We start from the raw sequence: 14,904 nt of genomic DNA on the forward strand, positions 1-14,904 counted from the left end.
CCGACCAGGCAGCCCCTGGCTTCGATTTCATGACCTTGCTGCTGCCGGTGGCCCTGGGTCTTTTCCTTTTCATGATGTTCCGCAAGCAGAAGAAGGTCCAGTCCCAGCTGCAGCAGCAGCGGTCCCAGATGGTGCCCGGAACCGAGGTCATGACACAGTTCGGCCTCTTCGGTACCGTGCTGTCCGTGGACCAGGAAGAGAACAAAGCCGTCCTGGAGATTTCTCCCGGCAATACCGCAACGGTCCACCTCCAGGCGCTGACCAAGGTTATCTCCGCCCCGGACACTCCGGTCGTGCCGGATGATGCCTCCTCCCTGACGGCGGAGGAAGAAAAGCCTCGGTCTGCGCCGGAGACACCGGATGAAACCAAAGCCCGTCTTAATGACGAGAACAAGAACAAGGACAACTAATCGCTGATGGTGGGCCAGGGCCGGATTCCGGTGCCTGGCCCACCTGTGTGCGGCCAGGCCGCCGCACCTGATCGCTGACGAAGGAAAACCTACGATGGCACGAACCGGACCGGCCACTATTGCCAGGCGGACGCTGATCTGGCTGGGCGTCATTATCGCGGGCTGTGCACTGCTGCTGGGCGGCGGCACGATGTGGAGCAACGCCAGCTGGGCTCCAAAACTGGCCCTCGACCTCGAGGGCGGAACCCAGATGATCCTGGCACCGCAGGTGCAAGGCGGCGGTTCCGAGATCACCCCGGAGCAGCTGAACCAGGCGGTGGAGATCATCCGCCAGCGCGTCGATGGCTCCGGTGTCGCCGAAGCCGAAATCAGCACCCAGTCCGGACGGAATGTGGTCGTGAGCCTGCCGGGCATTCCAGACACAGAGACACGCGAACTGATCCAGGCATCGGCGCAGATGGAATTCCGCCCTGTGCTGCTGGGCGGCCCGGGCCAGGGCGCGGCAGCCGTCGAGCCGGCGCCCGAGGACCAGCTTCCGACGCCGACGGCGGAACCGACCAATGCCAGCGACCTCAACTGGGTGACGCCGGAGCTTTTCCGGGAGTTCGAGTCCCTGAACTGCCTCGACCCGGCAACGGTTGCCTCGCGTGAAACGGCTGATCCGAACCTGCCGATGGTGGCCTGTGAGCCGGACACCGCAGGAAAGTACATCCTCGGCCCGGTCGAGGTGCCGGGCACGGATATCGCCGACGCCGACTTCGGCCTCACCCAGGGCGCACAGGGACAGACACTGAACCAGTGGGCTGTCAACATCGAGTTCAACAGCGAGGGAACCGCGACGTTCCGCCAGGTCACCGAGCGGCTGTTCAGCATGACCGGTGCCCAGAACCAGTTCGCGATCGTACTGGACGGCAATGTCATCTCCGCTCCGACGACCAACGCGGTGATCCCCGACGGCAAGCCCCAGATCACGGGCAACTTCACCGAAGAATCGGCCCGTGCCCTGTCCGAACAGCTCAAATACGGTGCCCTGCCGATCAGCTTCGAGATCCAGAGTGAACAGCAGATCTCGGCCACCCTGGGTGCGGACCAGCTGAGGATGGGAATGCTGGCCGGGCTCATCGGCCTGGTGCTGGTGGCCGTCTACTCGCTCTTCCAGTACCGCATGCTGGGCCTGGTCACGATCGCGTCCCTGGTGGTCGCCGGTGTGCTGACCTACCTGGCCATTGCGATCCTGGGCTGGACGGAGAACTACCGCCTGTCGCTGGCTGGCGTGGCGGGCCTGATTGTGGCGATCGGCCAGACGGCGGATTCGTTCATCGTCTACTTCGAACGCATCCGCGATGAACTGCGCGAAGGCCGGGGCCTGGTCTCCGCCGTCGAGCAAGGCTGGAAGCGCGCCAAGCGCACCGTCCTGGCGTCCAAGGCAGTGAACCTGCTCGCCGCCGTCGTCCTCTATTTCGTGGCGGTCGGCAACGTCCGCGGCTTCGCCTTCACCCTTGGCCTGACCGCCGTGGCCGACCTGATCGTTGTCTTCATGTTCACCCACCCGACGCTGCGGCTGCTGGCAAAGACCAAGTTCTTCGGGGAGGGCCACCGGTTCTCCGGACTCGATCCGAAGCAGTTGGGCGCGGTGCCGCTGTACCGCGGTGCCGGGCGCCTGCGCGAGCCGGGGGAGAAGCAGCCGGTGCGCAGCAAGAACAAGGGCGTCGTAGCCGAAGCCGAACGTCGGCAGACCATCGCCGAACGGCGGCTGGCCGAGAAGCAGCGCGCGGCCGCCAAGCCTGGTTCCGCCAACAAGCAGGAAACCATGGCCGGCAGTACCAAGGGCACGGACAAGGAGACCGACTCATGACCAGCTTTGCCACCTTCGGTAACGAGCTCTACACGGGCAAACGCTCCTACGACTTCGTAGGACGACGGAAGCTGTGGTTCCTCATTGCCGCGGCCGCGATCCTGCTGTCCATCCTGATTCCCGTGGTCAAGGGCGGCTTCAATCTGGGCATTGACTTCCGGGGCGGCTCGGAGTTCACGGTGTCGAATACGCAGAACACCGACGTCGGCGCCGGAGAACGTGCCGTGGCCGGCGTCGTCGAGGGTACGGACCCGCGGGTTACCAACATTGCGCCGGGCACCATGCGGATCCAGACCGAGCGGCTGTCCGACGACCAGACGCTGCAGGTCCGCGACGCCCTGGTCAGTGCTTACGGGGTCAGCGAAGAGCAGGTGACGTCCAACTTTGTGGGCCCGACCTGGGGTGCCGACGTCAGCCGGCAGGCAGTCGTAGGCCTGATCGTCTTCGTGGCCTTGGCGGCAGTGCTGATGGCGGTGTATTTCCGGACCTGGAAAATGTCGCTATCGGCCCTGGCAGCCCTGTTCGTTGTCATGTTCGTCACCGCGGGCATCTATGCGCTGAGCGATTTCGAAGTAACGCCGTCGGCAATCATCGGCTTCCTCACCGTCCTGAGCTACTCCCTTTACGACACCGTCGTGGTGTTCGACAAGATCCGGGAGAACACCGAGGACATCGACAAGACCACGAAGCGGACCTTCGCCGAACAGGTGAACCTTGCGGTCAACCAGACACTGGTCCGCTCCATCAACACCTCCGTGGTGGCGGTTCTGCCGGTGGCATCGATCCTGTTCATCGGTGCGCTGCTGCTGGGCGCCGGCACGCTCAGGGACCTTTCACTGGCCCTTTTCGTCGGCATCATCATGGGCACGCTGGCCACGCTTTACACCGCGGCCCCGCTCTACGCCGCGCTGCGGATGAGGGAACCGGCGCTGCAGGCACAGGCCAATCGGGTGATGGAGCGGCGGCGGAACGAAGCTGCCGAAGCCGGCGGCTCGCCCGTTCCGGCATAACGGTTCCCGCACAGGCTGGCTCAGGGCCCAGGCCCGGGGTGGCCGAGCGGCTGCTGCGGATGAGCGGCACACCGGGTTGCCCGTACGGCTGTTTAGGACGACCGTCCGCGTGGGCATAGACTTGATTAACTTAAGTTTGGTGTAGTTCGCCGCGCCGGGAAACCCTGGGGCTGTGTAGGCCCCGGGAGCGGGCAGGCCGACAGTGAGGGGTTTTGCGTGGCAGAGAATCGGAGTCCCGCGGATCAGGCAGGTCAGCCGTCCGGCAGCCTGCCGGGATCCCGCACGTCCGTCTCCGTCCGCAGCAGCGCTGCGGCGCCCGCCGAGGGCGCTACCCGGGGCGCGCCCGCGACTACGCCGGGCGGCGGCAAGCCGCCGGCCAAGGGCCAGCCGGGCGCGGGCAGTAACCAGGAAACGGGGAGCGGCCCGGGAATGGGCGGCGCTGCTGCCCAGAAGGTGCCCACGCCCTCGGACTTGGCCCAGGGGAACGTTACCGCGCGTCAGCCCGCAGTGCCCCAGAAGCCTGTGCCGCCCCGCCCTGCTGCGCCCGCGCGCCGGGAACGGACGCTCGGACGCCTGGTCCGCCTCGCCGGACGCGGTCAGCCCGGTTATTCGCCGATCCTGGAGCCGCTGCTGCGGACCGTCCGGGCGAACAATCCCAAAGAGGATTTCGACCTGATCCAGCGCGCCTTCGCTGTCGCCGAGCGCTGTCACACAGGCCAGAAACGCAAGAGCGGCGATCCCTACATCACGCATCCGGTGGCTGTCGCAACCATCCTTGCCGAACTCGGCATGACCGGTCCCACCCTTGCCGCGGCCTTACTGCATGACACGGTGGAGGACACGTCCTACACACTCGACGAGCTGCGCGCCGATTTCGGTCCGGAGGTAGCGCGGCTGGTCGACGGCGTCACCAAGCTGGACAAAGTGCATTTCGGCGAGGCTGCGCAGTCGGAGACCGTGCGCAAGATGGTCGTGGCCATGGCCAAGGACATCCGCGTCCTGGTCATCAAGCTCGCGGACCGGCTGCACAATGCGCGGACCTGGCGCTTCGTCTCGCCGGAATCGTCCGCCCGCAAGGCGCGGGAAACCCTGGAGATCTTCGCGCCGCTAGCCCACCGGCTGGGTATGAACACCATCAAGTGGGAACTTGAGGACCTTTCCTTTGCGGCTCTGCATCCGAAGGTCTATGAGGAGATCGTGCGCATGGTGGGGGACCGCACTCCCGAGCGCGAGAAGTACCTGTCCACGGTGCGCAGCCAGATTGCCGAAGATCTGCGCGCCGTGAAGATCAAAGCGACGATCACGGGGCGCCCCAAGCACTATTACTCCATCTACCAGAAGATGATCGTCCGCGGAAAGGACTTCGACGACATCCACGACCTGATGGGCGTGCGTGTGCTGGTGGACACGGTCCGCGACTGCTATGCCACGCTCGGCGCCCTCCATGCACGGTGGAATCCGCTGCCGGGGCGTTTCAAGGACTACATTGCGATGCCGAAGTTCAATATGTACCAGTCCCTGCACACCACCGTGATCGGACCGGGCGGCAAGCCGGTGGAAATCCAGATCCGTACCCATGACATGCACCGCAGGGCCGAGTACGGCGTCGCGGCGCACTGGAAGTACAAGGACTCCGGCGGCAAGGACACCGGCGGCACCGACGGTGAGATGGGCTGGCTGCGCAGTCTCGTCGACTGGCAGCAGGAAACCTCTGATCCGGACGAGTTCCTGGATTCGCTCCGCTTCGAGATCAATGCCAAGGAAGTCTTCGTCTTCACGCCAAAGGGCGAGGTCATGGCCCTGCCCGCCGGGTCGACGCCGGTGGACTTTGCCTATGCCGTCCATACGGAAGTCGGCCACCGCACGATCGGTGCACGCGTCAACGGCAAACTGGTGCCCCTCAACAGTGAACTGAACCATGGCGACTGGGTGGAGATTTTCACCTCCAAGGCCGAAGGAGCGGGACCGAGCCAGGACTGGCAGGGCTTCGTCAAGAGTCCGCGTGCCCGCAACAAGATCCGGCAGTGGTTCACTAAGGAACGCCGTGAAGAAGCGATCGAGAAGGGCAAGGACCTGCTGACGCGCGCCATGCGCAAGCAGAACCTGCCCCTGCAGCGGATGATGACCCATGATGCGCTGATGGCCGTGGCCCAGGAGATGCGCCATGCAGACATCTCGGCCCTCTACGCCGCCGTCGGCGACGGACACACCTCGGCCCAGAACGTCATCGAGCATCTGGTCACGCTGCTCGGCGGCCATCACACGGAAGAGGATTACTCCGCCTCCGTGGTGACGGCGCCGGCCCGCCGTCCGAAATTCAATGACGCCGGCGTGATGGTGCGGGGCGTGGGCGATGTGTGGGTGAAACTGGCCCGCTGCTGCACTCCGGTACCGCCGGACCCCATCATCGGTTTCGTCACCCGGGGTTCCGGTGTCTCGGTGCACCGGACCGACTGCCGGAACGTGCACGAACTGCGCGACCAGCCCGAACGCATCGTTTCGGTCGAGTGGGCTCCCACCCAGTCCAGCGTCTTCCTGGTCGAGATCCAGGTCGAGGCGCTGGACCGCAAGAGCCTGCTCTCCGATGTCACGCGCGTGCTCTCGGAGAACCACGTGAACATCCTGTCGGCCAGTGTCCACACCTCCAGCGACCGGGTGGCCATGTCCCGGTTCGCCTTCGAAATGGGCGACCCGAAGTACCTCAGCCACGTCCTCAGCGCCGTTCGCCGGATCGACGGTGTCTACGACGTCTACCGCACCACCGGAGCGCAGCGCAGGATCTAGGCCTCCAGCGGTCAGCACAGGGGTCGGTCACACTCCGTCCCCGAGGGCCTCGCGCAGCCGTGCCAGTGCGGCTTGCTTTCCGGGAACCCGCCCGGCTGCCTCCACGGCAGCCAGCACCAGTTCCAGCGGGCAGTCCAGGCCGGGAGCGGCTGAAATGCGGCGGAGGACGGCGATGGCATCGGAGTCCCGTCCGTGGAGCGCCACATCCATGGCGGTCCGCAGGGGCGTCGTGACCTGGACCCCGGCCACAGACGTAATGTCCAGCGGGCCCAGCCCCACCTCGTGGAGCACGGCGTCGCTGAACGGCCGCAGCGCCGTCGTACGCCGATGGTGGTCCGCCAGCAGGCTCAGCCGCAGCGGCGGTCCCGCGCAGCCATAGATCCAGGCAGCGCTCTGACGCCCGAGCGTCACCCGGCGGCGCAGCGATTCGGGTACCAGCGAGATCGCGGCGCGGGCCCGGATATCGGCGTCGATGACAACATGCTGCCGGACGTAGCTGGCGCCGTAGACGTGGTTGAGCAGCCCGTCCCGGGCCATGACCTGCAGCTCCGGCCTGCTGAAGGGGCGCCCCGCGTGGAGGATGCCGTTCGGATCGGCAGAGGATTCCGGGAGTCCGATGCCCGCTGCCCAGGCACGTGGACGGGGGACGGAACCTGCGAGGTCGGGTGGTGTGGCTGGCATGCAGTCAAGCTTGCCAAACGGGCACGATACAGAAGGCCCCCGGCGGCCGGATGTGGATAACCGGCGGCCGGAGGCCTGTCTGTGGAGAAAAAGCGGTGCTGCAGGGCAGCCGCAGGATCAGACGAAGTCCTGAGCGGACTTCTGCAGTGCGTCCATCCACTGCATGCGCGCATCCAGGGCTTCCCGGGCGGCGCTGATCTTCCTGGCATCCCCGGCCTTCTCCGCCTTGGCCAGATCCTCCTGCAGGGCGGCGATCGTCGCCTCAAGCTGGTTGAGCGCGCTGTTGGTGCGTGCCTTCGTCTCGGGGTTGGTCCGCTGCCAGTGCTCATCCTCGGCAGCCTTGACCGCGTCTTCGACTGAGCGGAGCCCCGAATCCATCCGGCCCATGTCCGCACGCGGTACCTTGCCGGCGTCTTCCCAGCGGTCGCGGATGGACTGCAGCGCCTTCTTGGCGGCGGCCAGGTCCCGGATCGGCAGCAGGGACTTCGCTTCGGCCAGCAGCTGCTCCTTGACCACCAAATTGGCCGCGTATTCCTGGTCGATCGCCTCATTGGCGGCCTGACGCGCGGCGAAGAACTTGTCCTGCGCGGCCCGGAACCGGCTCCAGAGCGCGTCGTCATCCTTGCGGCTGGCGCGCTTGGACGCCTTCCACTCGTCCATCAGCCGCCGGTATTCGCCCGCGGTATGGCCCCAGTCCGTGGAGGTCGACAGCTCCTCAGCCCGTGCAATCAGGGCTTCCTTGGCCGCCTTGGCGGCCGCGTTGTCGTTGTCGAGCTGGGAGAAGTAGGCCCTGCGGTGCCGGTCGAACACGGTCCGCGCGGAGCGAAACCGCTTCCAGAGCCCGTCCTCCACACTGCGGCCGAGGCGCAGGCCGTTCTTCTGCGCGGACTTCCAGGCTTCGAAGAGCTCGTTCATCCGCTGGCTGCTGTTCTTCCACTGCACCGTCGCAGGATCCTTGGCCGCGATCGCCTCGGCTTCGGCGACGATGGCCTCACGCGCGGCCAGCTCGGCGGCCTTGGCCTGTTCCTGCTGCGCCCGCTCGGATTTTTCCAGTGCCTTGATGTCCTCGGCCAGCTGGTCCAGGCGGCCTTCGAGTGAGCGCAGGTCGCCGACCATCTTGCGCTCGGCAACTTGTGCGCGCAGGTGTTCGACCGTCTTTTGCATGTCGGCGGCGGGGGCCTTGGCCTGGACCCGCTGCTCAAGCAGGATCACCTGGCTGGCCACGTCGTCGAACTTGCGCACAAAGTAGGCAAGGGCCTCTTCCTTGGACGCATCCGGGTACTGTCCGACGGCGTGCTCCTCGCTGTCCAGGACCAGGAAGACGTGCCCGTCATCCTCGACGCGGGCCCACTTCGCCGCTTCCTCCAGCGGTGTCGTGTGTGCCGGCGGCGCGACGACGGCCGGCTGGGCCGCTGCGGCGCCGTGACGGGGGGCCATGGCAGCGGGCGTCGGCCGGCTGCCGCCCAGGGCTGCGGGGGAGGGCTTCGGCTTTCCGGATGCGGGGACGGCAACGGGCTTGGCGCTTTCCGCAGGGGCCTCGGCCGCGGTATTCGCCGCTGCCGTATCCCCGGTCACTGGGTTCTCCGGTGCGGTATTCTCCGGTGCGGCCGTGTCCGGCTCAGTGCGTTCCGGGGAAGCCTCTGCAGCTTCGATGTCCGTAACCTGGCTGGATGTTTCGTCGGATTTCTCAGTCACCGCTAAAAGTCTTTCGCTCGAGGGATGGTCGATGCGTACCGCGCCGCCCTTAGTTCAGAGTTAACGAGTCTATCGTTACGGGTATTCTAGGCTTCCCGTCCTGCGAACCGTTATCTCCTTCAACACCGCCGCTGGCTATGGCCTGCAGCACGTCCAGTCCAGAGGTTACCGTACCCATTACCGTGTAACCTCCGGTTTGCGGGGAGATCACGGTGTCCTTGTAGGCGATGAAGAACTGTGTGCCATTGCTGTAGGTGCTTTGGCCGCGGGCTACGGCAACGGTGCCTGCCGGATAGAGGCCGTCTTCGGGCGCGTTCTCCACCGGGCCCCACTGGAATTCCGGATCGCCGCCGCCTTCGCCGTCCACGGAGCCGCACTGCAGGACACCCATCGTTTCGGCGGTGGTCAGGCGGTGGCAGGTCTTGCCGCTGAAGAACCCCTGATCGGCAAGGGTCTTGAACACCGCGACCGCCTGCGGGGCCGCGGCGCCGTCCAGTTCCACGCCAATGCTTCCTTCGCTGGTGGCCAGTTCACCGCTGAAGGTCCGGTCCGCGGCGATGGAGGGATCCGGAATGTCCCCGATATTGGTGCCTTCCGTGGCCGGAGCCGCCAACGGCGTCTCCAGCAGTTCCATTTCCGCCGGGGTGGGATTGGAACTGAAGACGGTCAGCTGGAGGGCGACGGCAAGGGCAATTACGACGCCGGCGCCCGCCGCTGCGAACACATTGTCCCGTTTGCGCCGCTTGGCTTGTTCGGTCCGCAGCGCGCGCTTGGCTTCCATCTGCGCGATGCGGCGCCGCGCTTCCCTGTCCTGGCGGTTGCTTGCCAACGTTCCTCCCACTGCCGGTACCGGGCGCACCTGCCGCCCGGTTCGCTATGCGTTCGGCCGAACACCTAAAATGATTGCCGCACCCAGTTTATTCACCGGGGCAGACCGCAGGCCCGGGGACCGCCCGGTTTCTGACGGAAAAATATTCCCGCTGCCGCTGCAGGTCGGTCCGTCCGCCCTTGCCGGTATGCCCAGATCCAAGGAGTTCGTCCGCATGGCACGCAAGGCCTCACTGTCAGGTTTCCCCGAATGGCTACCTCAGGAGCGCCTGGTCGAGCTGCATGTCCTGGACATCCTGCGCAGGACCTTCGAGCTGCACGGATTTGCCAATATTGAAACCCGGGCGGTGGAGACGGTCGGTCAGCTGCTGCGCAAGGGCGAGATCGACAAGGAAGTCTTCGGGATCAAGCGCCTGATGGACGAGGAGCCCGGGGTGCTTAAGCACGATCCGAACCAGCTGGCGCTGCACTTCGACCTCACCGTGCCGTTCGCGCGCTACGTCGTGGAGAACGCCGGCCACCTCGCCTTCCCGTTCCGCCGCTACCAGATCCAGAAGGTCTGGCGCGGCGAGCGTCCGCAGGAGGGACGCGCCCGGGAATTCACCCAAGCGGATATCGACGTCGTAGGGGACGGCGAGCTGCCCTTCCACTATGACGTGGAACTGGCCCTGGTGATCGTCGAGGCGCTGGGCGCGCTGCCGATTCCGGAGTTCCTGCTGCGTGTGAACAACCGCAAGCTGGCGGAGGGGTTCTACCGCGGAATCGGGCTCGAGGACACCGCCGGCGTGCTGCGCAGCATCGACAAACTGGAAAAGATCGGCCCGGAGGCGGTGGCCACACTGCTGCAGGAGGAGCTGGGAGCCACCCAGGAACAGGCGGAGGCCGCGCTGAAGCTGGCTGCGATCCGCACGAAGGATACTTCCTTCGTCCAGCAGGTGCGGGCCCTGGGCGTGGAGCACGAGCTGCTGGAGGAGGGCCTGCACGAGCTCGAAGAGGTGATCGCGGAAACCTCCCGGCGCGCGCCCGGACGCGTCGTGGCGGACATGAGTATTGCCCGCGGACTGGACTACTACACCGGCACGGTCTACGAGACGGTCTTGGTGGGGCATGAATCGCTCGGATCTATCTGTTCCGGCGGCCGCTACGACAGCCTCGCCGCCAAGGGCAACCGCACGTTCCCCGGCGTGGGCCTGTCCGTGGGCGTCACCCGGCTGGTTATGCGCATGCTCAGCCAGGATTTCGCTTCGGCCTCGCGCAGCGTCCCGACCGCCGTGCTGGTGACGCTGGCCGATGACGGCAGCTGGTCCCAGGCGCAGGACGTGGCAGCGGCCCTGCGTGCGCGGGGCATCTCCGTGGAAGTGGCTGCCAAGGCGGACAAATTCGGCAAGCAGATCAAGTACGCGGACCGCCGCGGCATCCCTTTCGTCTGGTTCACCACGGAAGAGGGTAAGCATGAGGTCAAGGACATCCGGTCCGGTGACCAGGTTGCCGCCGATCCGGCCAGCTGGATGCCTCCGGCTGAGGACCTGAACGTCAGCGTCGCCGCCAATCCGCAAGCCTGACGCGCCGCAGCCAGGTGGGCTGACGACGGCGGCCGCCCGGCCGCCGTCGTGCTTCTAAACCGTGTGGTTAATCCTGCCGCTGCAGGGCAGCCCGGCGCCGCAGCACCAACCAGCGCCCGGCCAGTCCCGCGGCCATGATGCCGGACATGACCAGCACGGACGTCAGCGGCAGGGTGAACGCGAGGACCAGGCAGCCCGCCAGCCCGATTACATTGACCGCCTTCGGCGCATGCCAGGGGCGGTCCCGCAGCGTCAGGGCGGCCAGGTTGGCGACGGCGTAGTAGATCAGCACGCCGAAGCTGGAGAATCCGACGACGGTTAGCACGTCTGTGGTCAGCAGCAGGACGATGATGACCACCGCCACCGTCAGGTCGGCACGGTAGGGCACTGTGAAGCGGCTGCCAATCCGGGCCAGGAACGTTGGCAGGTCGCGTTCGCGGGCCATTGCCATGGTGGTCCGCCCGACGCCGGCAACCAGGGCCAGCAGGGCTCCCAGGCTGGCGCAGGCCGCCCCGGCGGCGACGACGGGTCCCGCCCAGGGGGCCGCGGGGCCGGTTGCCTCGAGCAACGGCGCGGTGGAGCCTGCCAGTCCCGCTGTTCCCAGGGTGCGCAGCAGGCCGCTGCCGATCAGCAGGTAGATCAGGAACGCAATGGCCAGCGCACCCAGGATGGCCTTGGGAATGCTGGACTGGGGATTGACGACTTCTTCGCCGAGGGTGGCGATGCGCGCGTAGCCGGCGAAGGCGAAGAAGAGCAGGCCGGCGGCCTGCAGGACGCCGGCCGGACCGGCTTCGGCCGCAGCCGCCGTCGTATCCGCCGCCGGGGCGGTGAACATGACCGCCACTGCGAAGGCCAGGACGGCCAGGACCACTGCCAGCAGGATCCGGGTCAGCAGGGCCGTCCGGGTGATGCCGAACAGGTTGACTGCGGTAAGCACGACGACGGCGGCCACGGCGAGCGGGACCGCGTAGTCAGGTGCCGCGTAGTAGCCGAAGGTGAGCGCCATGGCCGCGCACGAAGCCGTCTTGCCGGTGACGTACCCCCAGCCGGCGATGAATCCCTGCCAGTGGCCCAGCTGTTCCCGGCCGTACACGTACGTCCCTCCGGCGGCAGGGTACACCTGGGCCAGCTGGGCAGACGACGCAGCGTTGCAGTAGGCAACCATTCCGGCGACCAGGAGCGCCGCCGGCAGCCAGGTGCCGGCGGATTCGGCCGCCGGGCCAAAGGCAACGAAGACGCCCGCTCCCAGCATGGAACCGAGTCCGATCACGGTGGCGTCGAAAGTTCCCAGGCGCCGCTGCAATGTTGAGCTGCCGCCCACAATGACCTCCGATAGGCGGTTCAAGGCACTGAGGGCCGCGGTGAACCGGGATTTGAACGGGTAAACTCGAACGAGATCAGTCTATCTACACCCCGGAAGGAATGCTGTGCTGCGCACACATGACCTCGGATCCCTGCGTTCCGAACACATTGGACAGACCGTGACCCTGGCGGGCTGGGTTGCCCGCCGCCGTGACCACGGTGGGGTGGCGTTCCTGGACCTGCGTGACGCCTCCGGTATCGCCCAGGTGGTGGTGCGGGAGGAAGAGGTCTTCCACAGCCTGCGCAACGAGTACGTCCTGCAGATCACCGGCACGGTGGAGAAGCGTCCGGAGGGCAACGAGAACCCGCACCTGGCCACCGGCGACGTCGAGGTCATGGCGGAAAAGGTGACGGTCCTCAACACCGCCGCACCGCTGCCGTTCCAGGTCGACGAGCACATCGAGGTCGGTGAGGAGGCCCGCCTCAAGCACCGGTACCTGGACCTGCGCCGCCCGGCCCCGGCCCGGAACATCCGGCTGCGCTCCGAAGCCAACCGCGTAGCGCGCGAGCTGCTGCACCAGGAGGGCTTCGTCGAAATCGAGACTCCCACGCTGACGCGCTCGACGCCGGAAGGCGCCCGCGACTTCCTGGTGCCGGCCCGCCTGGCACCGGGGTCCTGGTACGCGCTGCCGCAGTCCCCTCAGCTGTTCAAGCAGTTGCTGCAGGTGGGCGGCTTCGAAAAGTACTACCAGATTGCCCGCTGCTACCGTGACGAGGACTTCCGCGCCGACCGCCAGCCGGAGTTCACCCAGCTGGACATCGAGGCCAGCTTCGTCGAGCAGGACGACATCATCGGCCTGGGCGAGCGGATCGTGCAGGCGCTGTGGCGGCTGATCGACGTCGAAATCCCGACCCCGATCCGCCGCATGACCTATGCCGAGGCCATGGACAAGTATGGCTCCGACAAGCCGGACCTGCGCTTCGGCCTGGAGTTGACGGACCTCACCGAATACTTCAAGGACACCACCTTCGGTGTCTTCAAGGCCCCGTACGTCGGCGCCGTGGTCATGCCCGGCGGAGCGTCCCAGCCGCGCCGCCAGCTGGACGCCTGGCAGGAGTGGGCCAAGCAGCGCGGCGCCAAGGGCCTGGCCTATGTCCTGTATAAGGAGGACGGCGAGCTGGCCGGCCCGGTGGCCAAGAACCTGACGGATGCCGAGCGAGCAGGCCTGGCGGATGCCGTCGGCGCCAAGCCGGGCGACTGCATCTTCTTCGCCGCCGGGGAAAAGGGCGCTTCGCGGGCCCTGCTGGGTGCTGCGCGCGTGGAGATCGGCCACCGCACCGGCCAGATCAAGGACGGTGACTGGGCCTTCGTCTGGATCGTCGACGCCCCGCTGTTCGAGCCGGCCGCGAATGCGACGGCTTCCGGCGACGTGGCCCTGGGCTACTCAGCCTGGACCGCAGTGCACCACGCCTTCACCTCGCCCAAGCCGGAGTTCGAGGACACCTTCGACCAGGATCCGGAGAACGCCCTGGCCTACGCCTACGACATCGTCTGCAACGGCAACGAGATCGGCGGCGGCTCCATCCGTATCCACCGCCGGGACATGCAGGAGCGCGTTTTCAAGGTGATGGGAATCGACCACGACGAGGCCGAGGAGAAGTTCGGCTTCCTGCTGGAAGGCTTCAAGTTCGGCGCTCCGCCGCACGGCGGCATCGCGTTCGGCTGGGACCGTGTGGTCCAGCTGATGACGGGTTCGGAGTCCATCCGCGAGGTGATCGCCTTCCCGAAGTCCGGCGGTGGCCACGACCCGCTGACAGAGGCTCCGGCGCCCATCACGCCGCAGCAGCGCAAGGAAGCCGGTGTGGATGCCAAGCCGGAGCCGCGCAAGTCCGGCCAGCAGTCTGAAGCTGCCAAGCAGGACGCCGGGAAGCAGGCGGCCGGAACTCCTGCCGGGGCCTGACCGGCAGCAGGTGCTGCAGCACCTGCCCAAGACAACGCCCGTCGCGGCCGTCCCCCTTCCGGGTGCGGCCGCGGCGGGCGTTCGCTGCTAAGTTCGTGCTCCGGCAGTTAATCCTGCCCGTCCGCAGGATCCGGAGCGGCCGCCGGCGCAGCGCCTGCTGTCCGGCCCGGTCCGCCATGCCGGAACAGCCGGCCGCGGAGGCCGATAACGGTGGCGCCGGCAAGCAGTGCCAGCGAACTGACGCGGTTCAGCCAGCCGGTACCGCCGAACAGTCCCTGCTGCTGGATGACGGCGGCAGGGACGGCAGCCTCGGACGCATCCGGGCGGTAGGTGCTTGGCGGAATCAGGGAACCAGTGGAGCCCTTCTCCAGCAGTTCCTGATAAGCCAGCAGCTGGTCGATCTCCGACAGCAGTCCGGAAAGGGCCGCGGAGCGTCCCTGCAGGCTGCCGTCGACGGTGCCCAGGATCCCGGCGGTCGGCTTGAAGGGCGGAAATACCACCGGTGCCGACGCCGAGGAGGACAGCAAGGCAAATGATTCGCCGGTTTCCCGCGGCGGGGCAGCTGCGGCGAAGCGCGGGGCTGGCCTGGCTGCAGGGGCAGCCGACGGCGCCCGGGTTTCCGCGGCTGCCGACGGAGTGGATGTCGGCGCTGCAGCGCCTACGCCCGCGTTCCCTTCGTCAGTGTGCTCCGTGGGCGCTGGTTCCGGGGTTGGTGTCGGTGTGGGTACCGGTTCCGGGGTTGGTGTGGGCTCTGTGGGTACCGGTTCCGGGGTTGGTGTGGGCTCTGTGGGTACCGGTTCCGGGGTTGGTGTGGGC

Annotated in this window: 10 protein-coding genes and 1 pseudogene; 6 read left to right on the forward strand and 5 right to left on the reverse strand. The window is 66.8% G+C overall.

All coding sequences use genetic code 11. The features are described from left to right. The first annotated feature begins 29 nt into the window (after positions 1-29). From yajC to AC5RWU_RS18725, 4 genes are all read left to right on the forward strand, one after another. A complete protein-coding gene (yajC, locus tag AC5RWU_RS18710) occupies positions 30-410 on the forward strand; it encodes a preprotein translocase subunit YajC (protein WP_494032459.1) in 381 nt (126 codons plus the stop codon). A 94-nt stretch (positions 411-504) separates the two neighbouring features. Next, positions 505-2,265: a protein translocase subunit SecD gene (secD, locus tag AC5RWU_RS18715; protein WP_494032448.1), complete on the forward strand. Its 1,761-nt coding sequence runs from the start codon at positions 505-507 to the stop codon at positions 2,263-2,265. Then, positions 2,262-3,275: a protein translocase subunit SecF gene (gene secF, locus AC5RWU_RS18720; RefSeq protein WP_494032449.1), complete on the forward strand. Its 1,014-nt coding sequence runs from the start codon at positions 2,262-2,264 to the stop codon at positions 3,273-3,275. The genes secD and secF overlap by 4 nt, the downstream gene beginning before the upstream one ends. 429 nt (positions 3,276-3,704) lie before the next feature. After that, a complete protein-coding gene (locus AC5RWU_RS18725; RefSeq protein WP_494032460.1) occupies positions 3,705-6,059 on the forward strand; it encodes a RelA/SpoT family protein in 2,355 nt (784 codons plus the stop codon). Positions 6,060-6,086: 27 nt separating this feature from the next. On the opposite strand, the gene AC5RWU_RS18730 is transcribed toward AC5RWU_RS18725, so the two are convergent. The 3 genes from AC5RWU_RS18730 to AC5RWU_RS18740 form a co-directional block, all read right to left on the reverse strand. Beyond that, positions 6,087-6,740 carry a hypothetical protein gene (locus AC5RWU_RS18730; protein ID WP_494032450.1) on the reverse strand — a complete coding sequence of 218 codons (654 nt, stop codon included), beginning with the start codon at positions 6,738-6,740 and terminating at the stop codon, positions 6,087-6,089. 117 nt (positions 6,741-6,857) lie between these two features. After that, positions 6,858-8,435, reverse strand: a complete 1,578-nt coding sequence (locus AC5RWU_RS18735) for a DUF349 domain-containing protein (RefSeq protein WP_494032451.1) — start codon at positions 8,433-8,435, stop codon at positions 6,858-6,860. 49 nt (positions 8,436-8,484) lie between these two features. Further along, positions 8,485-9,264 carry a peptidylprolyl isomerase gene (locus tag AC5RWU_RS18740; protein WP_494032452.1) on the reverse strand — a complete coding sequence of 260 codons (780 nt, stop codon included), beginning with the start codon at positions 9,262-9,264 and terminating at the stop codon, positions 8,485-8,487. A 214-nt stretch (positions 9,265-9,478) separates the two neighbouring features. Between AC5RWU_RS18740 and hisS the strand changes: the two genes are divergently transcribed. Then, positions 9,479-10,825: a histidine--tRNA ligase gene (gene hisS / locus AC5RWU_RS18745; protein WP_494032453.1), complete on the forward strand. Its 1,347-nt coding sequence runs from the start codon at positions 9,479-9,481 to the stop codon at positions 10,823-10,825. Between the two features lie 67 nt (positions 10,826-10,892). Here hisS and AC5RWU_RS18750 read toward each other — a convergent pair whose 3' ends face one another. After that, positions 10,893-12,146, reverse strand: a complete 1,254-nt coding sequence (locus tag AC5RWU_RS18750; RefSeq protein ID WP_494037138.1) for an APC family permease — start codon at positions 12,144-12,146, stop codon at positions 10,893-10,895. A gap of 106 nt (positions 12,147-12,252) precedes the next feature. Here AC5RWU_RS18750 and aspS point away from each other — a divergent pair, with 106 nt between their 5' ends. Then, positions 12,253-14,088 (forward strand): aspartate--tRNA ligase, encoded by a 1,836-nt coding sequence (aspS, locus tag AC5RWU_RS18755; RefSeq protein WP_494032455.1) that lies wholly within the window; start codon positions 12,253-12,255, stop codon positions 14,086-14,088. A 107-nt stretch (positions 14,089-14,195) separates the two neighbouring features. On the opposite strand, the pseudogene AC5RWU_RS18760 reads toward aspS, so the two are convergent. Beyond that, positions 14,196-14,904, reverse strand: a pseudogene (locus AC5RWU_RS18760) (hypothetical protein); the annotation flags it as partial.

Source organism: Arthrobacter sp. B0427-1-12 (assembly GCF_059092905.1).

Bases quoted from the DNA above. Each gene is read 5' to 3' on its own strand.
- secD (WP_494032448.1), top strand. From the start codon at position 505: ATGGCACGAACCGGACCGGCCACTATTGCCAGGCGGACGCTGATCTGG.
- hisS (WP_494032453.1), top strand. From the start codon at position 9,479: ATGGCACGCAAGGCCTCACTGTCAGGTTTCCCCGAATGGCTACCTCAG.
- yajC (WP_494032459.1), top strand. From the start codon at position 30: ATGACCTTGCTGCTGCCGGTGGCCCTGGGTCTTTTCCTTTTCATGATG.
- AC5RWU_RS18730 (WP_494032450.1), bottom strand. From the start codon at position 6,740: ATGCCAGCCACACCACCCGACCTCGCAGGTTCCGTCCCCCGTCCACGT.
- AC5RWU_RS18725 (WP_494032460.1), top strand. From the start codon at position 3,705: ATGGGCGGCGCTGCTGCCCAGAAGGTGCCCACGCCCTCGGACTTGGCC.
- secF (WP_494032449.1), top strand. From the start codon at position 2,262: ATGACCAGCTTTGCCACCTTCGGTAACGAGCTCTACACGGGCAAACGC.